The organism is Rhodothermales bacterium (assembly GCA_017643395.1).
In the GTDB taxonomy this organism is placed as follows: Bacteria; Bacteroidota; Rhodothermia; order Rhodothermales; family UBA10348; genus JABDJZ01.
Genome location: JAEPNP010000001.1, coordinates 296,285 through 321,604 on the forward strand (window position 1 = coordinate 296,285; position 25,320 = coordinate 321,604).

The 25,320-nt window shown below is 61.1% G+C and carries 22 protein-coding genes and 1 other RNA gene; 8 read left to right on the forward strand and 15 right to left on the reverse strand.

Going from position 1 to position 25,320, the window contains the following annotated elements; translation table 11 throughout:
* Positions 1–11: 11 nt before the first annotated feature.
* Positions 12–2,108, reverse strand: a complete 2,097-nt coding sequence (locus tag JJ896_01205; GenBank protein ID MBO6778246.1) for a S9 family peptidase — start codon at positions 2,106–2,108, stop codon at positions 12–14.
* A 162-nt stretch (positions 2,109–2,270) separates the two neighbouring features.
* Between JJ896_01205 and JJ896_01210 the strand changes: the two genes are divergently transcribed.
* Positions 2,271–3,971, forward strand: a complete 1,701-nt coding sequence (locus tag JJ896_01210) for an NAD-binding protein (GenBank protein ID MBO6778247.1) — start codon at positions 2,271–2,273, stop codon at positions 3,969–3,971.
* Between the two features lie 256 nt (positions 3,972–4,227).
* On the opposite strand, the gene JJ896_01215 is transcribed toward JJ896_01210, so the two are convergent.
* From JJ896_01215 to JJ896_01265, 11 genes are all read right to left on the reverse strand, one after another.
* Positions 4,228–4,770, reverse strand: coding sequence for a hypothetical protein (locus tag JJ896_01215; GenBank protein MBO6778248.1), 543 nt, complete (start codon positions 4,768–4,770; stop codon positions 4,228–4,230).
* Between the two features lie 406 nt (positions 4,771–5,176).
* A complete protein-coding gene (locus JJ896_01220; protein ID MBO6778249.1) occupies positions 5,177–7,570 on the reverse strand; it encodes an SMC family ATPase in 2,394 nt (797 codons plus the stop codon).
* Positions 7,560–8,720, reverse strand: a complete 1,161-nt coding sequence (locus JJ896_01225; protein MBO6778250.1) for an exonuclease SbcCD subunit D — start codon at positions 8,718–8,720, stop codon at positions 7,560–7,562. The genes JJ896_01220 and JJ896_01225 overlap by 11 nt, the downstream gene beginning before the upstream one ends.
* A gap of 12 nt (positions 8,721–8,732) precedes the next feature.
* Entirely contained in the window at positions 8,733–10,427 is a 1,695-nt protein-coding gene (locus JJ896_01230) for an ATP-binding protein (protein MBO6778251.1), read from the reverse strand.
* Positions 10,428–10,487: 60 nt separating this feature from the next.
* Entirely contained in the window at positions 10,488–10,976 is a 489-nt protein-coding gene (locus tag JJ896_01235) for a hypothetical protein (protein MBO6778252.1), read from the reverse strand.
* Between the two features lie 311 nt (positions 10,977–11,287).
* Positions 11,288–13,270, reverse strand: coding sequence for a UvrD-helicase domain-containing protein (locus tag JJ896_01240; protein ID MBO6778253.1), 1,983 nt, complete (start codon positions 13,268–13,270; stop codon positions 11,288–11,290).
* A gap of 58 nt (positions 13,271–13,328) precedes the next feature.
* Entirely contained in the window at positions 13,329–15,371 is a 2,043-nt protein-coding gene (locus JJ896_01245; GenBank protein MBO6778254.1) for an AAA family ATPase, read from the reverse strand.
* 511 nt (positions 15,372–15,882) lie between these two features.
* Positions 15,883–16,250, reverse strand: a transfer-messenger RNA (tmRNA) gene (gene ssrA, locus JJ896_01250).
* A 69-nt stretch (positions 16,251–16,319) separates the two neighbouring features.
* Positions 16,320–16,766, reverse strand: coding sequence for a hypothetical protein (locus JJ896_01255; GenBank protein MBO6778255.1), 447 nt, complete (start codon positions 16,764–16,766; stop codon positions 16,320–16,322).
* 66 nt (positions 16,767–16,832) lie between these two features.
* Positions 16,833–17,279, reverse strand: a complete 447-nt coding sequence (locus tag JJ896_01260; protein ID MBO6778256.1) for a hypothetical protein — start codon at positions 17,277–17,279, stop codon at positions 16,833–16,835.
* Positions 17,280–17,283: 4 nt separating this feature from the next.
* Positions 17,284–18,081, reverse strand: coding sequence for an alpha/beta fold hydrolase (locus JJ896_01265; GenBank protein ID MBO6778257.1), 798 nt, complete (start codon positions 18,079–18,081; stop codon positions 17,284–17,286).
* 237 nt (positions 18,082–18,318) lie between these two features.
* Here JJ896_01265 and JJ896_01270 point away from each other — a divergent pair, with 237 nt between their 5' ends.
* The 4 genes from JJ896_01270 to udk all read left to right on the forward strand — a co-directional run bounded on the left by JJ896_01270 (position 18,319) and on the right by udk (position 20,293).
* Positions 18,319–18,414: an AURKAIP1/COX24 domain-containing protein gene (locus JJ896_01270; GenBank protein MBO6778258.1), complete on the forward strand. Its 96-nt coding sequence runs from the start codon at positions 18,319–18,321 to the stop codon at positions 18,412–18,414.
* A gap of 102 nt (positions 18,415–18,516) precedes the next feature.
* Complete coding sequence (locus tag JJ896_01275) at positions 18,517–18,837, forward strand: YtxH domain-containing protein (protein ID MBO6778259.1); 321 nt, start codon at positions 18,517–18,519, stop codon at positions 18,835–18,837.
* Positions 18,837–19,643, forward strand: coding sequence for a peroxide stress protein YaaA (gene yaaA / locus JJ896_01280; GenBank protein ID MBO6778260.1), 807 nt, complete (start codon positions 18,837–18,839; stop codon positions 19,641–19,643). The genes JJ896_01275 and yaaA overlap by 1 nt, the downstream gene beginning before the upstream one ends.
* A gap of 2 nt (positions 19,644–19,645) precedes the next feature.
* Positions 19,646–20,293: a uridine kinase gene (gene udk, locus JJ896_01285; protein MBO6778261.1), complete on the forward strand. Its 648-nt coding sequence runs from the start codon at positions 19,646–19,648 to the stop codon at positions 20,291–20,293.
* Between the two features lie 80 nt (positions 20,294–20,373).
* On the opposite strand, the gene JJ896_01290 is transcribed toward udk, so the two are convergent.
* Both JJ896_01290 and JJ896_01295 read right to left on the reverse strand, forming a co-directional pair.
* Complete coding sequence (locus JJ896_01290) at positions 20,374–21,105, reverse strand: type III pantothenate kinase (protein MBO6778262.1); 732 nt, start codon at positions 21,103–21,105, stop codon at positions 20,374–20,376.
* Positions 21,090–21,881, reverse strand: coding sequence for a biotin--[acetyl-CoA-carboxylase] ligase (locus JJ896_01295; GenBank protein MBO6778263.1), 792 nt, complete (start codon positions 21,879–21,881; stop codon positions 21,090–21,092). Before JJ896_01295 ends, JJ896_01290 begins: the two co-directional genes overlap by 16 nt.
* Before the next feature lie 126 nt (positions 21,882–22,007).
* Here JJ896_01295 and JJ896_01300 point away from each other — a divergent pair, with 126 nt between their 5' ends.
* The gene (locus tag JJ896_01300; protein ID MBO6778264.1) at positions 22,008–22,670 is read left to right on the forward strand and encodes a tetratricopeptide repeat protein; all 663 of its coding nucleotides are present in this window, start codon (positions 22,008–22,010) and stop codon (positions 22,668–22,670) included.
* On the opposite strand, the gene JJ896_01305 is transcribed toward JJ896_01300, so the two are convergent.
* On the reverse strand, positions 22,667–23,512 hold the full coding sequence (locus JJ896_01305; GenBank protein ID MBO6778265.1) for a hypothetical protein: 846 nt from the start codon (positions 23,510–23,512) through the stop codon (positions 22,667–22,669). The two genes, JJ896_01300 and JJ896_01305, sit on opposite strands and share 4 nt — an antisense overlap.
* A gap of 47 nt (positions 23,513–23,559) precedes the next feature.
* Between JJ896_01305 and JJ896_01310 the strand changes: the two genes are divergently transcribed.
* Positions 23,560–24,381 (forward strand): inositol monophosphatase, encoded by an 822-nt coding sequence (locus tag JJ896_01310; protein MBO6778266.1) that lies wholly within the window; start codon positions 23,560–23,562, stop codon positions 24,379–24,381.
* A gap of 117 nt (positions 24,382–24,498) precedes the next feature.
* Positions 24,499–25,320, forward strand: coding sequence for an SDR family oxidoreductase (locus JJ896_01315; GenBank protein ID MBO6778267.1), 822 nt, complete (start codon positions 24,499–24,501; stop codon positions 25,318–25,320).

Sequence of the window (25,320 nt, forward strand, 5' to 3'; positions counted from 1 at the left end):
ACCGCGGCATGCTACCGCGCCAGGTGTCGGTCAAAGAACTCGATCATCTTGCCAAACAGGTAGCGATCGTAGTGCCGCTCACGACTCCATCCGTGCGTAGCCCCGGGAGCAAACGCAAAGTCAAAGTCCTTGCCCTGCCGAATTAGCTCTTCAGCCAACACCGCGGTTGTCTTGAACGGGACCACATGGTCCTGCATCCCGTGGATGAACAGGAGGTGATCCTCCAGATTCGCTGCGTACTTGAGCGCCTTTCTTTCGAAGACCTTCGGGTGGGTCTGGGGGCGACGAACGATCGCGACGTCGTCGGTGCCAAAAAAGAACGGGTCGACCGCCGCAGCAGCAGCCACACCCGCCTGGAACAGGCCTGGCTTCATCAGCAAGGAGTAGACGGAGAGTGTGCCGCCGTAGCTGCTGCCCCAAATGCCAATACGATCGGGATCGACATAGTCGAGTGACTCCAAGTAGGCCACGGCGCTTGCGTAGTCCTCGATGTCCTGGTCCGCGAAGCCCAGCAGGAACTCCTCACGGAACGCCCGGCCGTAGCCGTCGCTGCCGCGGGAATCGACCTGCACGATCACATACCCCTTCTTGACCAGCAGTTGCTGCACGAGGCTGTAGTTGCCGGACCAGCGGTTTCTAGCGGTGTTCGAGTACACCGGCCCAAACAACACCGGGTACCTGGTGCCCGGCTGCATCTCGGCAGGCTTCAGAATCCGGGCACGCAGCGTGTAGTCGTCGACAAGACTGGGGAAGCTGACGTATTCCGCAGCCGTCCACGTTCGCTCCGAGAAGGTGGGCAGCGGCGAGTGTGTCACACGCGTCGCGTCACCACCGTCGTTGCTCACCACATACAACTCGTTCGGCGACGTGTCGCTACTGTGCATGAAGGCGAGGTGCTGGCCGTCTGGTGAAGGGTAGCCCGCGTTCCGGCCAGCAAGGCGCGTCACCTGCTCGGGGTCGCCATCGGACATTTTCAGGCGATAGACATGCTGCTCGTGCGCACCGTTGCCGTTGCCTGCGTAGAACAGCGCCTCCCCGGCAACACTGGGGGCAGAGAGCACATCGTAAGAAGGATCGGTTAGCAGCCGGGGCAGATCCCTGGATGGCGAGGCATCGATCGTATAGAGGCCGTAGCGATCACCCATGTCGCTCAGAAACACGACGCTCTTGCCATCCGGATGCCAGGCAGACGCGAACGATGTGTACATGCGGCTCTCCCGAACACCTCGCCAGATCTCGCGGGGCTCGCCTTCACCGGGTGCAACGACAAAAAGCTTGCGCTCGACCGCGGTGTCGGACGCGATGTCGATGAGCAGCGCACCGCTCGGTGACCAGTTGAAGTCGATAACCTGATTGGCGTCCGGGTTGGGCAGATCCAGGTATTTGATGGCCCCGCTTTGCACGTCGAGCAGTCCCACCCTGCGAATCTCGTTCGCATCGCCCGGGTAGCCTCGGCGGACCTCGTTCGGATTGGTTTCGTCAGCGAGATAGTCCGGGAATGGCACCTTGCGCATCGCCCGTCGATCCACGACGTGGATCGCGATGGTCGTGCCATCCGGGGACCACTTGTAGGTCGGTCCGCTCCAGATGCCGGGGCCTATTTCGCGTTCTGCCCGGCTGTAGCGCCCCCTGGGCAGACTCGAGAGGCTCGGGATGCCGATGTCGGTGAGCTGGCGATTCTGTTTGGAGGCGAAGTCGGCAAGCCACAGGTCCCCGTCGCGGATGTAGGCCGCCTGGCTGGCGTCTGGCGACAGGGAGAGGCTGCGTGCGCCTGCCTCGAGAGGCATGAACCGGACGTCGTCTCCCTGGCTCAACGAGGTCTGCCAGAGATCGTTGCCCCGCAGACTGACGATGGCGTCCGCGTCGGTCCAGACGATGTCGCGCACTGACGGGGATTCGGCTGCGGACACAAGTCGGATGTCCTGTCCATCGCTCGAGGAAATCCACAGGCCTCGTCCGGGTATTCCTGGCTCATTCCAGGAGAACGCAAAATGCTCGCTGTCCGGTGCCCAGGCTGGCCTGGACGGGGTCGTTCCCGTCAGCTTGGGCGTCGCGAACAGGTCGTCCAGAGTCAGTTCACCGTGCTGGGCAACGATTGTCCTGGGCATCGCGATAAGGATGCCTACGAGTAGGCAGGCTCGCCAAAGTGGCACCATGTGCATGTCTTTGTCCTTGTACTGTCGTCAAGGTACTCAGGCGCGCGGGCGCCGACCTCGCCAAGCTCATCGCGGAGAGCAGTACATTTCTCTACCTCGCGGCGCGACTGCCTCATGAAACTCGTCAGTACCCAGCTATCCTACTTCTTTAGCGACAAGCGAACCCAGCGCAATGTGCGGGCGCTGCTGAAGTACGTGGCCTTCGTGGCGGTGGTGGTCGTGGTGTTCGCCGAGCTGTTCCACCTGATCATGGTGCATGTGGAGGGGCAGGAGCACTCGTGGTTCACCGGTCTCTACTGGACGCTGACGGTGATGAGCACGCTCGGTTTCGGCGACATCACCTTCCAGAGCGACATCGGGCGCGTCTTCAGCATGGTGGTGCTGATGTCCGGCGTGGTGCTGCTATTGATCGTCCTGCCCTTTGCGTTCATCCGCTTCTTCTATGCGCCCTGGCTGGAGGCGCAGATCCGGCATCGCGCGCCAGAGCGGGTACCCCCCGGCACGACGGGGCACGTCATCATCTGTGACTACGAAACGATTGCCCCGGGGCTGATTGAGCGCCTGAAGAGCAAAGACATCCCCTACTTCGTCCTCGAACCCGATCCGACGCTCGCCTCAAACCGGTATCTCGACGGGATCTCCGTAGTCGTTGGTGAGCTCGATAACAGGGCGACCTACGAGTCCCTGAACCTGGATCGGGCCCGCATGGTGATTGCCAACAGGGCGGACACCGTCAACACCAGCATCATCCTTACGGTTCGGGAGGTGGCCCCGGAGGTTCCCATTGTAGCCACGGCTGGCAGGGAGCACTCCGTAGATGTGCTCAAGCTCAGCGGGGCCGATCATGTGCTGTGCCTGAAGAGGTTTCTGGGCGAGCAGCTCGCCAGCCGTGTCGCTGCCTCTCATGCGCGTTCGCATGTGATCGGCAACCTCAAAGATCTCCTGATCGCCGAATTGCCGCTGCATCGCACACCGCTCGCCGGACGCACCATCCGGGAGACTCGGCTGCGGGAGATCTCCGGGGTCAGCATTATCGGGGTGTGGGAAAAAGGCCGGATGACGCCGTCGCGACCGGATACTCAGCTCACCCATTCCAGCGTCCTGGTCATCATCGGTACGCAGGCGCAACTCGACAAGCTGGACGAGCTGCTCTTCATCTACAACGTGAATGAGAACCCGGTGTTGATCATCGGTGGTGGCGTTGTCGGGAGGGCAGCTGCGAGGGCGTTGCAGCGACAGGACATTCCCGTGCACGTGGTGGAGCAAAACCCCGTCATCTGTGACCGTGCCCGCCCCCATTGCAAGGCCGTATTCACGGGCGACGCCGAGGACTATGATTTGCTCGTGGAGGCTGGCGTCCTGAAAGCTCCCTCCGTGCTACTGACGACGCACGACGATGCGATGAACATCTTCCTTACCTCGTACTGTCGGCAGCTCAACCCGGAATTGCGCCTGGTCAGTCGCATTACGCACGAACGCAACCTGGAGGCCATCCACCGCGCCGGAGCAGACTTTGTGTTGAGCTATGCCTCGCTCGGCGTGGAGTCGATTACTTCAATTGTGGAGGGCAAGGACCTCATTATGCTCGGTGAGGGCGTTGACCTGTTCTCGGTTCCGCTGCCGGCGTCGCTGCATGGGAAGTCGCTGGCGGAGACGGGAATTGGGGCGCGGACGGGGCTGAATGTGGTTGCTATTCAGGATGGTGGGGAGGTTCGGACGAATCCGCCGGCGTCTACGGTGCTTGAGCCGGGTACGGAGCTGCTGATGCTTGGTAGTAATCAGCAGCGGCAGGAGTTTTTGAGCGTGTTTGGGTAGGCGGGGCTGGCTGCCGACCGGTTACCTCCTGCTGAGTTTTAACGATGAACCGTTGATGTTCGTTCTTAACCGCTGTCCCGGGCACTTCTCTGATGCAGTTGAGCCGGGGTTCCACTCTAGGGCCGTGCAATGGGGAAGACCGCTTACAGGTGGCGACATACTCCGCTGGTCTAGGTCGTTGACGAGCAGCAGGCATGGCAGCCTGACGCTCGTCCCCGACCAGCGCTTCAGCACCACTACAAACAACCATGGCTTGCTAGCTCAGTCCCCCTGAATGACGCCATCCCGCCACGCGCAACTCGCGTTCAACATATCGCCGATGGCCCATCCGCCTCTGAAGCTCCCGCTCCAGCGCGGCGATCGGATACAGATTCTGTGGAGCCCTGGGATCCTTGTGAGGTTCCGCCGCGAAGCGGGGGAGTGCCGTACACGAAAAATCAGCGAGAGTTGCGGCTGTAGAGGACTTCATGTCACCTGAGGCCTCACAGCGGATGATCCCACTCCACGGATTCCCAGCCAAACTTGGCATGGGCAATCGAGCGTACCAGGTGTATCGTGTAAACTGCTCGCCGATCAGGAAGATGGGCGTTCGTTGTCCGACTTCCAGCTCGGGAATCACGGCTGACAAGTCACTCTCCAAGTAGGCCACGCGGTGGGTCTTGACGTACCCAATTGCCGGTTGTACGTCCCGCCCGCTTCCAATTGGACCGTCGAACACCACGACCGCATCTTCCTCCAAGGAGATATTCCGGGCCACATCCGCCTCAATTGCCCGCATATCTACTTGAAGTGCGGACATCAAGGAATCGACGTCGTCGGCCTGTACCGCCCGGGGCGAGTAAACACCAACACTTGACCGCAAGTCGGTGGGTCCAGCACGAGCGATAAGTCGTCTCTCGACGCGAGTGCTACAAATCTCAGCGGAGTCGCCACACCTGGCGACGCCGGCGGCGAAACTTGCGCATATCCCGGGGCGCGTTTCCCCGTCTTCAAGCGTTATCCAGACTCTCGCATCAATGCGTCGAACCCCATCGATGAAATAGACGACACGAGGCGGCCGCTGCATCTCGGGTGCGATCGGCCGCCACTCTCCCCGAGTCATCTCAACCTCCACATCAACAACCGAACTGGTCGGCTGCTCAAGTGCCTCGGCTCCCAAAGGGCTTCCATATTCCGGAGCCCATGGCTCCACGGCGATCTTCATTTCAGACAGCCATTTTCGTAATCGACGACACGTTTCCCTCCTTGTAGAGTTCGAAACGCACCGGCATCCGTTCGGCTAGATCTTGGACGTGGGTAATGAGTCCGATCATGCGACCCCCAGCGCCCAATTCCTCCAGGGCGCTAGCGACGGTATCAAGTGTTTCCGGGTCTAGTGTCCCAAACCCTTCGTCCAGGAAAAGCGCCTCTAGGTTTGCCCCTCCGCGCACACCCAACTCTGCGACCTGGTCGGCAAGGGCCAGTGCCAGTGACACCGAAGCGAGGAACGTCTCCCCGCCGGACAGCGACTTCGCCGACCGCCTCTCATCTGCGTTCAGATGATCGATCACGACGAACTCGTTCTGGTCCCCAACCTCCAAAGAATAGGCTCCTGAAGACAACTCTCTAAGGGTCTTGCTGGCCCCGAGGACGAGCGCCTTAAGAGCGCGCTTAATCATCCACCCTTCGAAGTACTTCGCACCGAGGAGCCGCGAGAGTTCTCGAGCGGTCCGCCCAGCGGAATCCTCTTGTCTTGCCCGGTCTTGAAGTTGACAGGCTTTCTCAAGCTGCGCCTGGAGATCCGCGGCAGCCTTTTCAGCTTTCGCATAGGCGCTCTGAACGGCACCGATGGGGTTCTCTCCTTCCTTTACTTCGACACCGGTACGCGCGAGGCTTTCCTTAAGCCCCTTGAGGATACCCTCCATCTCGGCCTGCTTGGATCGCCTCATCTCTTCTAAGGCGTCAAGTTTCGGCCTGAGTCGCTTCGCCGCTGCGATTGCCCACTGCTCCAGACCCTTCCATGAGGCCAGGAGATCGCCCTCGACGCGATCTGGCGGATCGAGGCCAGCCCGGGAGGCATCACCCCGAGCCTCCTTCCACTTCTCCCATGCCGCGACCACCATTCCCGCTTGAAGCCCGGCTTTCTCCTGAGCGACCTGCCTTTTTCGCTCGATAGCGCCCTCCGAAGCGATGGCAGACCTTACCCGGGCATCCAGGTCGTCAACTCGCGCGAGGTCCTTTGCGAGCACTTCCAACTCAGGGGTCTTTTCGAGCTGCTTTGCTAGATCCTTGAAGCGCTTCTCGGCCTCTTGAAAGCGGGCCTCAGATCGAGCGGCAGACTTCTCAATCTTGCCCAGATTATCTGTTGCTGCCTTGAGGTCCGCCTTAGCCTTCTTGACGACTTCACCCAGCGCCGCCAGGTCGGCCGTCCCAGAATGGTCCGGTAAGTCAACCACAACCTGAAGACAAACCGGACACGGCTCGCCTGGAACTAAAGACCTTGCGAGATGCGCTGCTTGATGACGGTTTTGAGCCGATCGGAGGTCACTCTCAGAGCGGGTCAATCTGTCTTCGGCTTGCGCCAAGGCCTCACTAGCCGTTTCCAGCCTCGTTTTTCCGTCCTTGGAATCAGCCTTGAGCTCGACCAGCTGCGCAGCCACTGTCGCTGCCTCCTCTCGTCGGCTAAGCTGGACCTTGAGATCGCCTCGGTCAGGGAGTTCCTGTCTCTCCTCGTTCAACGCCGAGCGCTCAAGGCGAACCTTTTTCAGTTCCTCCGCTAGCTTATCGACCTTCAGGTTGGCTTCATCCAATTGTCCGGCAGCGACCGTCGCAGCCGCTGGAATTCTCAGCTTAGCCACGATGTCGGACTGAGTAGCGAGTGTCTCTGACTTCCTCGCTATCTCTTTTAGTTCGTCTCGCAACTGTTCAAGTTCGTCCCCTGCCTTCGCAGCCGCTAGCTGAGTGGCCTTCAGCGCTTTGAGCACCTCTTCCGATCTCTTGAGCGCGTCCGGTGTGACACCTTGGTAATCCTCTTCTAGACGCCGCTGTGCGATCTCGAATTCCGACCTGTGCCCGTCCGCCCGCCGGGAAGCCTCCCGTCGCAGGTCCTCGTAGAGCCCAAGCCCCAGCAGACTGATCAACAGATCTTGGCGCTCCGCCGGATTCGCGTGCATGAACTTCTGGAACTCGCCCTGAGGCAACACCACGCAACGAGTAAAGTCCTCATAATTCAGGCCAATGATGCTCGTTATTGCGTTCTCGATGTCGCGAGTGCTATCGGCTAGGACCTGCACGCCCTGTTCCAATCGCGCCTCCTTGGTGGTGGCCCTTTCAGGTGAGAGCATTCGCACAACCCTCGTAGCTGTGTATTCCTTACCACCAGCATCGAACCTGAGGCAAACCCGGGCCTCATTGCGCCCCTTACTCACGATGGCGGTCGTGGCCTGCTTACCGTAGCGCGGGACCGCGCCGTACAACGCAAACGTCATGGCGTCGATAATGCTCGATTTCCCGGATCCCGTGGGACCGCTTAGAACGAACAGGTCGGCGTCCTCGAAATCGATCTCTACCTCATCTCTGAAAGAAGCAAAGCCGTGGATGGTTAGGTTCTTAGGGCGCATGCGAGTCCTCCAGAAGCTCATCGAACAACGATATTATCTCCTCATTCTCGATGTCCGATTCGGCTAGGTACTGAGCAAATAGCTCACGAGGCGACCCATACAGATCCTCGATATTGGTTCTTGAATCCTCCTTGGCTTCTCGGTCATTCTGGTCTTCCAGCGTTACCTCTACGACACCTGAATGAATTTCGCGAACCTCGTCAGCCAAGCCTGGTCTTCGGGCCTCAGCCAGCCGTACGCGAACGAAGGCGTCCCCAAGGCCATCCGCATGCAGTCTGAATTGCTCGACAGTGCCCTTCCAGGTGAGCAATGCGCGTCCTGACGTCAATGGGACTCGGGTGACCCGAGCGGGCCTTCCCGGCTTGGCCTCAATGGAGAGAACACATTTTTCCGCTGATTTATCTCCAAAGTCCATGTACAGTGGCGATCCCGGGTACCAAACGGGTGCACCCGCATCGATGCGCTGCACCCCGTGTAGGTGACCGAGCCCGACATAGTGCGTGTTGGTAGGGAAGACTGCCGCCGGGACCACGTAGTCCAGAATTGACTGCGACTCCCTCTCTCCCCCGACTCTGGCACCTCCTTGCGTTGTTACATGAGCGGCAACCAGGTTGACCGTTTCTTTGTCAAAGTCTTTCGTCAGAGCCTCGACAATCTGACGATATCGATCGCGATACTTACCCTCGTGCTGGCTTGAGTCAAGGTTCATCAGGTCATCAGCCTTGACGATTGTGCGTCTAGAGAGAAACGGGATGCTGGCAATGACTGCGCGTTCACCTGTACGCTCAACCGTCAATTCGACAACCCCTCCATCCTTGGGTCGCGACGCAACCCAACTCGCGGTGACGTTGGCAAGCCTTAGCAACGGCGCCACGGCCCGCAGTCGTTTCGGGCTATCGTGGTTGCCCGCCACTACGTGTACGTGGGCACCGGTTGAGGCTAGTTTCATGAGGGCCTCGTACACGATTTCTTCGGACTCCGGACTTGGAGCCCCGGCGTGGAATTGATCTCCCGTCACAAGGATCAGGTCGGCGTTGTGCTCCGCAGCGATGGCAACGATCTCCTCCAGAACAGCACGATGCTCGTCGGCTCGGGAGCGACCACGCATGCCCTGTCCGACATGCCAATCAGCCGTGTGAATTATCCTCATGGCGGACTGCGTCTAGGCGTCCTCAAGCCCTTCAAATGGGTCCGAGTCGGCTGCAGGCGATCTAGGTGCGACCTCTGAAGGTCTGGTGGCCCAAGCAGGGAACGGAAACCCGATGACGAGCGGGATTGGAAGTTCGGGCTGCGATAGAATCATCGTTCCCGGTTTGGCAATCGTGGCTCGCTGACGATGTGTGGGCGGAAGAAACCCGTATTCGCTGCGCTGGGCCTCCGCGCTATCCAGGCGGCCTACTACCCTTATTGCAGAGTTGGCGATTACCCGACGTTCGACTTCACTTGCAGTTTGCTGCGCTCCTAGCAGGATTATTCCTAAGGAGCGCCCCCGTTCTGCGACGTCAAGAAGAATCTCCTTGATCGGACTCGAGCCCTCTCGAGGAGCGTACTTGTTCAGCTCATCGAGCACTACGAACAGTAGGGGCCGGGCTTGACCTGTCCGTTCCTTCTCCTCAAAGGCGCGTTGTAGAGTTACCCCGACGACAAAGCGCTTTGCTCGATCGTGAAGGTTGTGAATATCGATCACGGTTACCTGCGATTGTCGCTCGATACGGTGGTTCTCGGGGTGGGGTATGTCGCCGCGAATGAGATGCCCGATATGCCTTCGCGCTGAATGGAGACGGCGAATGAAGGCATTAATTGTTCCTTGACCGATGGACTGACCGGCCCAAGTCTGCCGGGTATTGTCATCCTCCAGACGCTGATGTATAAACTCAATCAATTGGTCGAAGGTGCGGAATTCGCGGCCATCGATAGATACTCCACCGCCTACCTGGGGATTGGCCCTTTCTCGAAGCTGCGCAGCGACGTTGTGGACTACAATTGTGTACTGCTGACGGTCATCCCCCGCGTCGGCGAAAAGGAAGGGGAGCAACTGGTCTTCACAGAACGCTGATAGCGTCCAAAAGAAGGAACCGATTTCTTTGTCCCGACTGCTGACGTCAGGAGCAGCATCGGGATGTCCGGGCCGAGGTGGCGCCCAAAACTCCACGCTCCCGAAGGCTCCCGGCATCAACCCGATTTCGCTGTACCGGGCCTCCTCATTGGCATCCAGTCTTGAGTTCGGCTGATCAAGGAACAGCAAATCCTCCCCCTTCACATTGAAGATAATAGCCTTCGAATTCATGGCCTCAGCCCCCAGCGCGTCATTGAAGAGGCTGTAAAGGAGAAAGGTGGCGTAGGTTGTCTTCGTGGCGACACCGGAAACGCCGCTAATGTTGACATGCGCCCCCCGGCGCCCATCCAGAAACTCGAGGTTTACGAATACTGGCTGGCCGTCTCGGGAAGATCCAGCGATGAGGCGCTCCTCCATCCCATCGAAGAACAGCGCCTGATCACGGTCGTCACCCACAGCAAGTCGTACCGCTTCACCCGGTCGCGGTGGAACAAACAGCTCCGGCTCGATGCGAGTGGTGAGGACCTCCGCAACCTCGGTCACCTCGGCCGGAAGCACGCCCTCCTCGATCAGATAGACGTCACTATCAAAGCGCGCACCCTCGTGCCGAGCGATGACCTGGGTGACGATGCCATATAGACTTACGGGTTCGGCCTCTCCGGGGAGGTGCCTCTCAAGTGCGACGACGTCGTCTAGCTGCAGGTACTTGTCCTTCGGCAAGGCAACCCAAAATGAGAGTGGACTTGCGTCCTCTGTGCCAAGGACTCGCGCGCGAATGTCGGTGGTCGATTCGTTGGTCAACTTCTCAGGTTCGTCTCGTTCTTAAAGGATCACGTCGCTTGCGGACTGCTGCATAGCCTGCTATCTGCCCGTACCGCAGCCGTCCAGATACTCCCGAATTTGGTGCTCGACCGACTGCAGCTGCATGCCCTCTAGACCATTGAGCAAATCGTGTAGCATTGAGGCAAGACCCTCGGCGCCCGTACTCAGCTTGGTACGTCGCCAGACTTTCTCGACTTGAACTGCCGCGTACTCGCGGGTGAGCGTATGCTCGTGCTCGTTGGACCGGTTCTGCAGGCGCAGAGCTCTCGACCAACAAACAATGGAGAGGACATGATAGACGACCGCCTCTTTCGCCCTTCCTTCGCGCTGGAGGTGCAGTCTCATCTTATCGTAGATCTGATACGAGTCCATCAGAATCATGTCTTTCGACCTCATTTGACCCGGGTATCCGCTTGATAGCAGCTCCTGGTATTCCGCCCAGGCCTCCTCAGCCCTTCCGTCCAACTGAAGCAGCATGGGGACCCTCAGAAAGTGCTTAACCGAATACTGCGTGGAAGTGCGCTCCATCAGACTGTGTGCCTCGCGTAGAGCCGCGATAGCCCTACCATACTGCTTGGCCTTTTTTAGCTGCGTTGCGGCCTTGCCCAAATCGTAGATCTGGTCTTCCACCGGGGCTTGGTGCCGTTTCTTAAAGAGATCAGAAAGTCCCATAGCTAGAATCCTTACCTGTGGCTCAGTCTAATGTGACATAGGCCTGAAGCGTATCCAACAAGCCGCCTCTATTTAGTAAAGGGTCGCCAAGCGCCTATGTCGCGGGGCATTGAGTTGCGCAGCGCTGTTTTTGCTCGACGCAGAATGCAGCGAGGCGGCTAGTCTGATCAAGCGCACCAGGAAGACACCCCGTTCTTGATCTCCCCAACCGACCAGCCGCGCTGCCTCAAGCTTGCCACCCGGAGACTCATCGCCTCATCATCCCCCAAAGCATCTCGGGGAACGGCAAGACAGACAAGGTGACTGGGACGAGTCATTGCAACATAGGTCAGTTGCAGGCGAGCCCGATCTTGTACACCTGCGCCGGCCAAGTTCACCTTTTCGCCGAGTAACCACGGCAACATCCTTTTCGCTGAATGGCCGTTGCGATAGGTGTTCAAGAGTAAGGTAGCCAGATGGGTCTGGCCCTTTACCGAGTGCACCGATCCGAGGCGTATGTCGACGCTTCGTCCTGTGGCATTCTCCACGCGGTAAACGTTCGGACCCAGATCCCCTGGCACCGCTCCAGCCAGGGACGCGAGCAACGGATCGGGTGGGTCCGAATTGAGGAAATGGTCGTTTGGCTCAGGCGCCGCACCAGAAGCGTCGAGAGCAGCCGCCACTTGCAGTATGTCAGCCTGCCTCTGAGCCCACGATGCGATCGTCGGAGCCTCCAAATCGAGGAGATATGTCTTTAGTAGGCGGCGGTACGCGGAAGCCGCGGCATCGTTGTCGGCAAGCGCATCGACAATCGATCGGTGACTCGGCACTCGCCGCCCAAGAGATGTGGCCCCACCGCGGCGTCGCGCCAACCGAACAAGACCCGCTGCAAGTTTTTGGACTGCAGAGGCAAGGTCTCCCCTATCCCGCACGGAGGCTTGCGCCACCCGGACATATTGTAGAAGCGTTCCGGGATGCGGATCGCTGCGCCCTACCTCGGCCTTGTAGCCGCTCCAGTAGTGGGAAACGGTCTTCGGGAAATGGGGGTGGTCAACGGTCACGTCGCTCGCGTCTTTATGGACGGCGCCGACGGCAACGACGTCACCCTCGGCGAGCGCTTCGTTTTCAAACGAGGAGAGCACGTGAAGGCCGTAGGCATTCAGGACTCCCTTGGCCTCGGGCGGATCAAATACAAATATTGCGTTCTGGCAACTGTGTGGTGCCCCTCTCACTGCTCGCGGGCCGACTCCCTCGAGGCCCCCTGGGCCTACTGCATGGACCGCAAAGGGGGATGCGAGCTTCGCGATCTCCGGTCCAAAGCGGAAGGTCTTAGAAATCTCCAGGTGCGTTGAAGAAGCTGGAAACCCACCAAGAGATTCAGTTTTGGCTCTGGAATCGTCGAAAATGCTCTGATTCGGATCACCGACCCGCTGCAGGGCGACAGCGGAGTTTGCTCTCGGAAACACAGCCTCTACAATGCCCATTTGGAGAGCTGAGGTGTCCTGCACTTCGTCCACCATGACCAGCGGAAACCGGCTCTGTAGCCAGGTTGAGACGCTTGGGCAATCCTCAAGCAGCGCCTTGGCCCAGACAAACATCTCGTCATAGCAGAAGTATCCTGCTTCGGACGACTTTCCTACGGCCTTCTTGGCGATTTCGTAGGTCGCAGTGCCTGGTTTAGACGGAAAGTCTCCATTGACAAGTTTGACTTGGAGCTCGCGATCCTTTAGACGCACGCTCTCGAACTCGCGATGAGACCTCCTTAGGTAGGAGCTGACCATCTCGTATTCCCAGATGCTAATCGAACGGCGCCGGTACAAATTGGTCGCGTCATCATCGACGGTCGCCGCGGGATAGCCATTCGAGTTCAGCCACGGAAGTGCAAGAAACCGGTTTACAAATCCATGGATTGTATCAATAAAGTGTGGGTGGGATAGCAGCTGCTGCCCGACTACCGTCCCCCGCAAACGCAACTGGATTTCCTCACGCGCTGCGTTCGTATGGGACAGGACGCAGATGCCCTTCGTTCGGTGTGGCCACTTCCGGGCAAGGATTGCCAGCTTTGCGACGATTAGCGTCGTCTTCCCGCTCCCCGGACATGCAGACAGGTCGATCGTCTGCCGTGCCCGCAGGAACTCCCGACGGGACTCGTCGAAGCCGTGTAGGCCCATCACGCGACAGACCCATGCGACATCCTCCTCGTCAACCCTTGGGACAAGGGACCCAGGATTAGTCATTTGCGTCCACCTCAGGCTTCTCCTGGTCGATGGGCGCACTAGGTGCGACATCTCCTGTAGCGTAAGCTATGGCATCGACCACGTAGCGCGGCAACTTTCCAGCAAATGCCTGGCGATCGAAGTCGTCGCCTTCTCCTTGGGCAGAGAGAGCGTTGGCTAGATATTGAGCGGCGATTGCTTTGGATGCGCCACCCGAGGTGAAGAGCCGATAAACGTGGGTGCAAAGCACCTCATCATTGCCTTTCGACTTCGCCTGGAGTTCTCCGAAGCTGGTTGTCGCGGCTGCTTGGACATCATCTACGGACTTCGTCCCGCCCGTGATCAAGCCGTCTTTCTGCGCTAGTTTGGCAGCAACGTAGACATCCTCGGCCAACCCGCAATATGCAAGGTCGTACTCGAGCGTCCAGAAGTCCGCAACGAACGTACGGACCGACTGGCCATCGGAGGCTCGGATGCTTTCGCGCCACTCGGCGAGCGCTTGATCTTTAGACTTGTCCTCGTCGCCAAAGTCGCGCATTGCCTTCCAGCGACGCTTTGGACTTGTCCAGACATCGTCTGTCTCGTCAGCAACCAGGCCAAGAATTACAGGCGCGCAGTCAGGCATGACGTCCATGTCCGCTAGGCAGGCGACAGGGACGGAGATATGCGGCACTGACCCATCAGCCCGCTGAAAAATCCTGCTGAACCGCCTAAGCCCGGTTCCGCCGACATTGACTATGGAAACTCCGTGCTCTGTGAGGTCTGTTCCCAAGAGCCGGGCAATCGTCGGAAGCAATAAAGCCTCTGCGTCTCCTTCGACGATGATGACCCCGTGCGCAAACAAGAGGTTCGCCTTTGTCACGTCCAGAAACCGTTCAAGGAAGCGATAGTCGCTGGCGTCGAGCCGGGTCTGGCCTTCTGCGAGCGAGTAGGCACGCGCGCCCTCTAGCACGACGAGGTTCTTGAGCGGTATCGTCGATGCAAGGTTTGGACTGTGGGTCGAAAGGACGACCTGAACCTTCCGCGGGGACTCGCTGACCTCGCCACCTGCCGCTTTCGCGAGGAAGTCCATCAACCGGAGTTGACGCTGGGGATGAAGGTGTGCCTCGGGTTCTTCGATGAGCAATAGAGGTAGACCATCGGGTTCCCGTCCCAGAAGGAGCAACTCGCAGGCCATGTACAGAATGTTGTTCGAGCCAAGACCGTAATGACCACGTGCGCTCAGTGTTGACGCGTCAAATAGGCCGATCTCAAGTCGCTCCAAGATTCTCCGGAGACGTATCTGGTCGCTCCCCTCTTCAATGAAATCAATCCGGCCCTTCAGGCGATCTCCTCTCAAAAAGAGGGAGGAGAGGTACATCGTGTTGATCGCGTCCTGGGCTCCACTTACCCCTTGATGAGTGTTCACGCTGTGTCGGAGATAGTCAGCCAGCCCAAGGAGGCTCAGCTTGCCCACGGTGTCCGGATCGGCCGGGAGAAGCTGCTCGTCGAAGGCCTCACCTTCACTTATTCCGGGTACGTTCGCAAGTATCTGGGACAGCCTTGAGCCACGGCCCGACGACATCTCTCGCGCAGCGTCGCGAAGCGGCCGGAGATACGCGCTAGAAAGCTGTTCCCGCACAGATTGCTCGAAGGCGGGCCCCGTGCCATCGACGCCACTGCGAACCGATACGTCAACCCACCTACGGGCGCCCGGGGAATTGCTCCGCCTACGCGCGGACCAGTTGACGAGAAGACAGACTTCGCCGCTTTCGTACGTCAGATACTCAACGAGTGCACCCTTCTCCTCATCGTCGAGACCGCTTAAGCGACACTGAATCGATATGTCGCCCGCCTGCTCGCCGAGCTCATTAATGTGAAAGTCCTCGGGCTGGACACGGATATAGCTCGCGTCACGCGTTAGGAGCGCATAACGAATGGCGTCGATCACTGCAGACTTGCCACAATCGTTGCGCCCGACCAGCGCGGTCACCCCATTACTAAGTGATAGTTCGAGCCTTTGATCACCCTCGCCGAACTGACGAAAGTTGCGCAGCCTTACTCGTGACAGGTACATGCCAATCTGTTAGCCTTCTGTGAGCACTCGTATGGGGATGGAACGATCATATCGCAAGCATCCTGTGTAAACGCTGCATCGCCGTCGAATAAAGTCCCCGTCCTCGGTCTCCGACGAGCCCTTCGAAAGCTCTACGTAGCGTCTTGATGTGCGGACGAAGCCGCCAAGGCAGCGTACATCCCACGCTTGGGGGTGGTCAATGGCAGTTAGACACTATTCTGAACCGGCCGGAGCGCAGCCGACTCGATTGAGGTTCGGCGATAGGAAAGAGATGTCCCAGCCATCCGCCATTCACATCGTTACTTGAAATGGCGGTGTCTCGGCCTCAAAGATGAGTTAATCCGGCAGTCTTGCTTCGCGTAAACGTTGTCAGGCCGCGGGTGCGCCAGTCCCAGCCAGAGAGCCACTGGCCATGCACACCCCCCACCCCAAAGAAAACGCCGCGACCCCAATCCTCTGGAGCCGCGGCGCTAAACCGTTCTTTGCTTCATCCGCTAACAGCGGAGATCGCTTGGAGATGGCGGGAGTCGAACCCGCGTCCGAATGGATGCCCAGTCAGACATCTACGCTCATAGTCGACCTATTGGAGTTCTCGCCCGCGGGCCATTGCCAGTCGACAAGGCGACCCGAAGGCACAGTCTGATAGAGTTTCGCGCCTCAGTACTCAGACGGCGTCTGAGGCGCTAGACCATTAAGCATGATGCCTCATGACCCACCAATGGTCAGGTGAGCTAGAGACAGATAGCGGGACTAAGCCGCCATCGCGTACGAGTAATCGTTCGCAGTTGCAGTGTTCATGGGATTATTAACGAGCATCACCATGAATGGCTCGAAGCGCAGCCTGCTACACATTCCACCCGTCGAAACCGTGACATCCCCGAGAAAGAACAGGAGGCGTGAGCCTCTACCATGAGTACGGTATCGACCCTGCCGGTGTTTCGGAAAGCCCTACCGAGCCCCCGCCAGTCGGTCCCGCTGCTGGGCCGTGCCCATGTACGTCAGCCCCTCGGCCTCGAGCGCATCGGACAGATCCCCGACCACCGCTCGCGCCCACCCTTTCCGCACATACGGCACCTTGCGCCGCGTACCCTGAAAGAACTTGCGATAGGGATTGACGAACACCCGGACGTGGTCGCCGGCCATGGGCACCACCTCTAGTTCGATCTCCACCGAATACAGCCCCCAGGATCTGAAGCTCCGGGGCTCCGTGGCAATCGCGTTGGCGGTCACGGCAGGTACGGTGGTCCATCCGGCTTCCCCGAGCGCACGGTCGATGCGGGCAAAGACATCATCGCCGGTAGGAGTGTCATCCTCAAAGTCCCGATACAACGGACTCAGGGACGGCGCGCAGCCGGCCAGAATCACCAGGGCCAACAGGGTTAGCAGGTACCTCATGGCAAGAAGATCGGGACCGACCCAACGCCAAACCCGCCAACCGTGCCCAGCGGGCGTGCCGGCCCGTCAGTCCGCCACTACCCGAACCTCGACCGCGGGACTCTCGCCTTTGTCCGCCGCGGTGCCGATCAACCGATACGTGTTCGGCTCGAGCCGCCGGACCACACCGTCCACGGCAACGGAACCATCAAACTCGAAGCTCTCCGTGCGCCGATCGCCCGGAAGCACCTCCCGATCGCGCACCAAGTCCATCGTACAGATGCGCCCCGCAACCGGATGCCGCTGCCCGGCCTCCGTCAGCACCCAGAGGCTGAGCGCGCACGAACTGCTGCCCATGCCGAGACTGACGGGCACGCCCGACATGTTGTGAGCCGATACCTGCACGATGCCGGGATTGGACTCGGACACGTCGGATCGATTCACACTGGTCGTGACCGTCAGCGCGCCGCGCTCCAGGGGATCCAGCGCGCACGCCGTCAGCCCAAGCAGCAGCACGATTGACAGCCGGCCCATGGCCTCAGGCTACCGCCTCGTAGCTCGTCACCCGCCCCAGGAAGTCCAGCAGGATCTGATTGAACTGATCCGGCCGCTCCATCATCGGCGCATGCCCGCACTCGTCAATCCACGCCAGCTCCGAGCCGCGAATCAGCTCGTTGAACTGCACGGCCACATCCGGCGGGGTGATTTCGTCTTCCCGGCCCCAGATCAGGAGGGTGGGCACCTGGATGTTGTGCAGGTCATCGCGCACGTTCTCAGCCTTCACCGAACGCGCCATGCGAATTAGGCGCAGCGCCCGACCACGATCATTGACCACGTCATAGACGTCATCGACCAGCTGCGGCGTGGCATGCTTGGGATCGAAGAACGTCACAGCGGTGCGCTCGCGCAGATACTCCCGGTCCTTGCGCCGCATGATCGACTGCCCCATGTCCACCTCATACAGCCCGGACGCGCCCGCGAGCATCAGACCGCGCACCCGCTCGGGGTGATTGATGGTCAGCATAAGGGCGATGTGACCTCCGAGGGAGTTACCGCAGACGACGGCCGGACCCAGGTTCAGCGCATCCATGAACCGGACTACAAAGTCCACCAGGCTCGGCACACTGGTCTCCTTGACGGGCATCTGGTACACCGGCAGAATCGGCACGAGCACCCGGTATCCCTCACGGGCCAGCTTGCCGATGGTATGCTCCCAGTTGCTGACCTCGCCCAGCATGCCGTGCAGCAGCAGGATCGGACCCTTGCCATGGGCAGGGCCTTCGTCCGCATACTGATAGCCTGCGGTGGTGTGGATGGTGTAGTCGGTGTGCGTCATGATGAGAAGGGGGGGCCTGCGACTACGGAGTCCCTGCCGATCAAGATGAGAATATAGCAAAACAACCTCATTTCGGGATTTCCTGAGCGCAATCCACGTTGGATTCTTTGAGGTCGAGATTTGCCGTTCTGGAAACAGGCTCGGCAACCCCTCTTCACTGCAAATATGCTTGTTGAAGTGCCTCCAGAGCGGTATTTTCTCGTTCTGCCAAAGATTTTTTACCAAACCTGAAGCGATATGCCCTGCGGCCGCAAGCGCAAGCGACACAAGATCGCCACGCACAAGCGCAAGAAGCGCCTTCGTAAGAACCGGCACAAGAAGAAGAACCGGTAGTCTGATGGCCGGAATCGTCCGGCCGTCCTCTGGTCTTTAACGCTCCCGAACCGGATCTTCGCGTCACGGTTCAACAGCGGAGTGTACTAGTCAGCCGATCCCATGAGTGACAACGGAATAGGGTCTAGCGCCCGTGCCTGGCTTTGGGGAATCCTTGTCGGCGGAGCCGCCGGATTCACCCTGGGCCTGATCACGGCCCCGGAAGAGGGCCGAAAGGTCCGCCGCCGCCTTGCCTACCAGTTGGATCACCTGGGAGACCGCGTTTCCGAACTCCTGGACGAGTTTCTGAACGCCGATGAGAGCGGCGAGGCTCGCCGCGACGGTGACGCCCTCGTTGCGGATGCCGAGGAGAAAGCGCAACAGATTCGCGCTGACATAGACAACCTCCTCGGTGAGATGCGGGAGCACCGCAAAACCGGCTGATGCCCGATTTCTCGATTCTGTTGCCTGCCTCTGGTCCCAAGACCGAAGGCGGCAATCCCTTCGCTCCGGACATGTTCGACTATCGTTCGTCGAACACGTTCAACTACTTCCACGCGCTGAACGCGGATCGGCGCTCCCTGATTGATGCCCTGCACGCGGCAATGGACGGCGGCGTGAAAGACCCGGACGCGCTGTTTGGCCGACTCCCGGACGGTATCGACGGTGAGGAGGTCAACCGCAGCATCTACAAGGCCCCGCTGATGTCGGCCCTGGATCGCTACGGCCCGGGCGTGATGTACAAGGCGATGGACTTTCCGGGGCTTCCCACGGGTGCGCAACGCCGGTTGCTCGAAGAAGGCATCATCCTTTCCGGGCTCTTCGGCCTGCTCCGACCCGACGACCTCATTCCGCGCTACATGCTGGGCATTGATGCCAATGTACCGGGCATGGGTCCAGTCATGGAGTACTGGAAGCCGCGCATCACGCCGGCCCTCAATGAGACGGTCAGCAAGCGCCTTCTCTGGAATCTGCTCCCCGAGTCGTTCGACGACGCGTGGGACAACGAGATGACCTACAAGGCCATGGTGCGGGTGACCTTCCTGCGCAACATGGGTGGCGAAATGAAAGTGGTGGAGGATCAGGTCCCGCTGCGCGGCCGCCTGGTCAACTTCATCGTGCGCGAGACCCTGGAAGAGCTGGAGCCCCTGCTTTCCTGGCGTCACCCGGACGGCTACACGTATGACGAGGAGCGCTCGTCGTACGACAAGCCGACCCGCACCCACCACATCGCCATGGTGCGCCACTAGTCGTGTCCGCTCCGGCCCCACCCGTCTGCGTCGGGCTCGCCGGAGGATCCGGCTCAGGAAAATCGACGGTCATGGCGCGCCTGCTGGATGCCGTGGGCCCGGAGAGTCTGGCAGTCCTGGATCACGACGCCTACTACTACGATCTGTCTCATCTGACGGTCGCGGAACGCGCCGGCCAGAACTTTGACCATCCCGACTCGCTGGAAACGAGCCTGCTCTGCACTCACCTGGATGAGCTGAAGGCCGGCCGCGCCATCCAGAAGCCGATCTACGACTTTACGACCCATGCGCGCACCGGCGAGACGGTGCGGATTGAGCCCCGACCGGTGGTGCTGGTGGAGGGCATCCTGGTGCTCGCCGAACCTGAATTGGTCGATCGATTGGACCTGCGGGTTTTCGTGCGCGCCGATGACGACATCCGCCTGGTGCGCCGCATACGCCGGGACATTGCCGAGCGCGGCCGCTCCGTAGAGAACGTGCTCTCCCAGTATGAGCGCACCGTGCGGCCGATGTACCAGAAGTTCGTCGCACCGTCCATGCGCCACGCAGACGTCATCGTGCCGCGTGGTGGTCACAATCAGCCGGCGATCGATGTGCTGATCGGCTACCTGAAAGGGGTGGCCGAGGGCCACGCGACTCCCGCAGGCTGACCCTGCCCGTCCAGCCGCGGCTGACGCGGCGAGCCCCCGGCAGCTGACCCGCGACCAGGCGGCCGACCCGCGCCCGCACCCTACCCCGCGTTCAGCGCATCCAGCGCCGCGATCCCCCGCAGCACCAGGTGCGGATCCAGCACATGCACGCCGGCCAGGTGGCCGGCCAGGAATCCGGCCCAACCGCCGGTGAGCACCACCGTCGCATCGCCCACTTCGTCTCGCAGCCGGTCCAGCATGCCGCCCACGGCGTCGACAAACCCCCAGTACACGCCCGACCGCAGCGCCTCCCGCGTGCTCACGCCGATGGCCGTGCCCTCCAGTGGCGCATCCACCTCAGGCAACTGCGCGGTACCCAGATTCAGCGCTGACGCCATGAGTCCAGGCCCCGGCGCAATCGCCCCGCCGCGGTAGGTGCGCTCCGCATCAACCACCTCATACGTCACCGCCGTGCCGGCATCCACGGCAATCACGGCCCGGCCCTCCCGGCCGTACTCCAGGAGCGCGCCGGCCGCCGCCGCGATGCGATCGTTGCCGAGGGTCTGCGGCGTCTCGTAGCCCATCGCAAATGGCAGCTTGACCTGCCAGGAGACCTCGAAAACCCCGCGTCCCTCCAACGCAACGCGGACAGCCTTCGCAGCATCCGGCACCACCGAGGCGAAGGCCACCCGGTCGAAGTCGCGGGCCGCCAGGGAAGCCGCCACATCCGTTGTCGCCACCCGGTCCACCATCCAGGATCCGTGCGCATCTTGCCGGCCGATCTTGCACCACGAGTTGCCGATGTCGACGGTCAGTGTCATGAGGCTACCCATCGCTCAGATCCCAGGGACACGTCCCCCGCCGAGAATTGCCGCAGCGTGCCGCCCACTTCCATCTCCAGAGCGCCCGATCCGAGCACTCCCGCCAGTCGTCCCCTCACCGTCTTGCCATCGGCCAGTCGGAGGGAAATGGTCCGGCCAAACCCGGAGAGGGCCGCGCGATAGTCGTCCAGCAGGGTCACCCGATCATGCTCAAGCTGATGCAGGCGAGATTCCAACGCCTCGAGAAGCGAGGCCAGAAGGACCGGCCGGGGAATGACTGCCGCCGCAGACTGCCGCAGGGAAATCGCGGTCTGCTCCAGGGCACGCGGCATCACCTCCTGATTCACGTTGATGCCAATGCCGACAACGGCCCACCGGCTGTCGGCGGAGCGCACACCTTCCACCAGCACACCGGCGCACTTCATGCCGGCCAACAGCACATCATTCGGCCACTTGAGCGCCAGCTCGTGACGTACAAGCGGAGTCACCGCGTCCACCACGGCAAGCCCCGAAGCAAGGGGCAGCAGCCCCATCGAAGCATCCGGAACGTCCGGTCGCACGATCACCGAGAACAGCAGCGACTCGCCTTCGCCCCCCTCCCACCGCCGGCCGAGCCGGCCTCGACCTGCCGTCTGGCTATCCGCCACCACCACTGCGCCGGAAGGGCCGCCGGATTCTGCCCACTCCATCGCCCGCACATTGGTGGAATCCGTGGACTCGAACGTACGAATCTGCTGCCCTACGTAGTTGGTCTGCAGCAAGCGCCTGGTGGTCTCAACCCAATTCATCGGGCGACCTCGCGGCGCGTCAGGGTGGCTACAATGTTGTACGTTCCGGGACGCCCGAGGCCGCGCTTCGGGGCAACCGCCGCGGGGGCACGGTTCTTGTCCCCGATCGGCCGGCCCCGATCCCCCATGAAACGCCTTCTGACCATACTCATCCTGTTGCTCTCCGTGCAGACGGTAGACGCGCAGATTGTACGCCCGCCGGAACTCAGGCTCCAGTTCCACCGGGCGGAGCGTGCCTGGCGTACCGGCGCGTCCCTGCATGAGGCCAAGCGCCGCCTGGATCAGGTGATTGCCGAGCTGCCGGAGGACACTGAAGCCCTGCTGCTGCGAGGCAAGGTACTCCTGATGCTGGACGATGCCGAAGGCGCCATGGAGGACGCCCAGGCCACGGTCGGCCTGGAGCCCGAAAACGGCGAGGCATGGCTACTGTTTGCCGAGGCCGCGCGCACGGCCGGCGCTGTCGACACCGCGCTATCGGCCTTGAAAGAGGCCGGCGATCTGATTCAGGGAGGCGCCGATCTGCACGTGCGCCTGTCCATCAATGCCCGCATGCTCGGGGACCTGGATCAGGCGGAGGCTTTTGCACGCGTGGCACGCACCCAGGACCCGGGGTCGCCAGCGGCGCACCTCCAGTTGGCCCGCGTATTCGTCGCCAAGAACCGGACCGATGCGGCCGCGACGGTGTTGGCCGGCGCCCTCGAAAACGGCGTGCTCTCTCCTGCGGACGTGATCTCGGATCGGGAGCTTCAGCCGCTCACCGCCCTGCCCGCTCTGGCAGCCTGGTTCTAACCCGCTTCGCCGCCAACCATCGCCGGCTCTGAGGCCATGGACGGCGGAGTGCCCGGACTGCGCACCTCGTAGTAGGTGGACACCGTGCGAAACTTGTTGTCCGTCTTGAACGGCGTGCGGATGTGCGTCTGGAAGCGCGCATTGTGCGGCACCAGTTCGCCGGTATGCGTGCGCCGCATGTGCACATAGAACTGGCTCTCTTCCCGGAAGAGCAAGGCGAGGTCGATGCGCTCCAGGTACATCGCGAGCAACTCGTTCGTGCTCACGTCCACGTAGTGGCGCACGCGCCGGATGTTTTCACCGTCCCCGTGCAACGGGCGGGCGCGCACTTCGATGATGCGGGCCTGGGTGTCCCACAGCAGCGTATCGCCGATCGTCTCCCACTCGAATTTTTCCCGGTTGCGACCCTGCAGGTACGGAGGGTCCTCGGGCAGCAGGTAGGGCACCAGATCCACGGGGTCCATCGCCCCGATATTGCTCGATGTGAAGCGTTGGAACAGGCCAAAGTCGAACGTGCCGGCCGAGTCCTCCGCCTGGGTGTCCACCATGCGCGCGCCGCCATCGAGTTCACTGCGATGCACGTTTTCCCGGAACGCCACCAGGAAGTCGTCGGTGTCGAACTGCTCGGTGCGGCTGTACCGGGTGTAGGAGTAGTCGGAGAGCTTGGTGAACGCCGCGCGGAACGCCGTGTCGTCTACGCCGCTCAGCAGCGTGGCCACGGAGTCGACTTGCGCGCTTTCCTCGGCGCCCAGGTTGAACTGATCGCCGGTGCATCCGGTCGCCGTTGCCAGCAGCACGGCGACGGCGCAGGCGCGGACCAAGTTGAGCGTCATCCGGTTCATCGGGGCCGATACGCGTGGTTCACTTCCTTGATTCCCCTGCCAGACACATGGCCGACACCGCCCACCAGGTCCTCGACGTAGCCATCTCCGCCGCCCGCCAGGCAGGAGCGCTGATCCGGAAGGAATCCGGAAGCGTCACCCCGGAGGGGATTTCGGCGAAAGGGGTACACGATCTGGTCACGCATGTGGACAAGGCCTCGCAATCCCTCATCGTATCGGCCATAAACCGCTATTTCCCAAGTCATCTTGTGCTTGCGGAAGAAGATGAGCAGCATGACCTGACTCCGGCGGCGCCCGAAGGCCGCTGGCGATGGATCATCGACCCCATCGACGGGACCACCAATTTCATGCACGGCGTGCCGCCGTACGCGGTCTCCATTGGCGTGCAGCGGGGTGCGCAGACGGAGGTTGGGGTCGTGTACGATGTGTCCCGCGACGAGCTCTTCACGGCGGTGCGCGGAGAGGGCCTCCGGGTGAATGGGGCGCCTGCGGAGGTGTCCGGAACGGACAAACTGGACGATGCGCTCATCACCACGGGTTTTCCGTATCGCGAGTTTGCCCACATCGACCAGTATCTGGCCGTGCTCAAGGCGTTCATGCGCGATGCGCGGGGCGTGCGCCGACCGGGGTCGGCCTCCGTGGACCTGGCCTGGGTCGCCAGCGGGCGGTTCGACGGGTTCTTCGAAACGGGGCTGTCCCCCTGGGACGTGGCGGCAGGCATGCTGCTGGTTCAGGAAGGTGGCGGCCAGGTGACGGATTATTCGGGCTCGCCGGACGCGACGTTTGCGCGACAGGTGATCGCGTCGAACGGGCGGATTCACGACACCATGCGGGAGATGGTGCAGCCGATGCGGCTGGTGCGGGGCTAGGCCGGCGCCGCGGAGCCGGACCGCCGCGCCCCCCATCGCCCGGTTTCCACCACCTTTCATCCGCCATGCCGCCGCGCGCCGTATTCTTGGCGTTCGTTCACCCACCAGCCCCTGGCCATGACCGGACACGGACTCCTCGCAGGCAAAACCGGCGTCATTTTTGGCGCGCTGAACGATTCTTCGATCGCCTGGAAGATCGCTGAAGCGGTCTACCGGGAGGGCGGCCGCTTTCTGCTGTCCAACGCTCCGGTGGCCAAACGCCTCGGCGGCCTGGATGCCCTGGCCGACGCCACCGAAAGTCGCATCGTCTGGGCAGACGCCACGAACGACGACGACCTCGAGGCACTCTTCAACGAGGCCAAGGAGGAGTTCGGCGGCGTGGACTTCATTGTGCACTCCATCGGCATGGGCCTCAACGTGCGCAAGAATCGCCAGTACGAGGACCTGAAGTACGAGTGGTACCACAAGACCCTCGACATCTCGGCCATCTCGCTGCACCGCACGGTCCGCGCCGCGGACGCCACCGGTGCACTGAAGGACGGCGGCTCCGTGGTCGCGCTCTCCTACATCGGCGCCCAGCGCATCTTCTCCAAGTACTCCGAGATGGGCGACGCCAAGGCGCTGCTCGAGAGCATCGTGCGTTCGTACGGCTCCCGCCTCGGCAAGCGCGGCATCCGCATCAACAGCATCTCGCAGAGCCCGACCAAGACCACGGCCGGGTCCGGCATCTCCGGATTCGACTCCATGTTCGAATTCGCCGAACGCCTCTCTCCACTCGGAAACGCGGACGCCGACTCCTGCGCCGACTACACGGTCATGCTGCTGAGTGACTACACCCGCATGGTCACCATGCAGACCCTGTTCCACGACGGCGGCTTCAGCACGATGGGCATCTCGGATGAGCTGATCGACACGATTGCCGAGGCGCTCGGCGGCTGA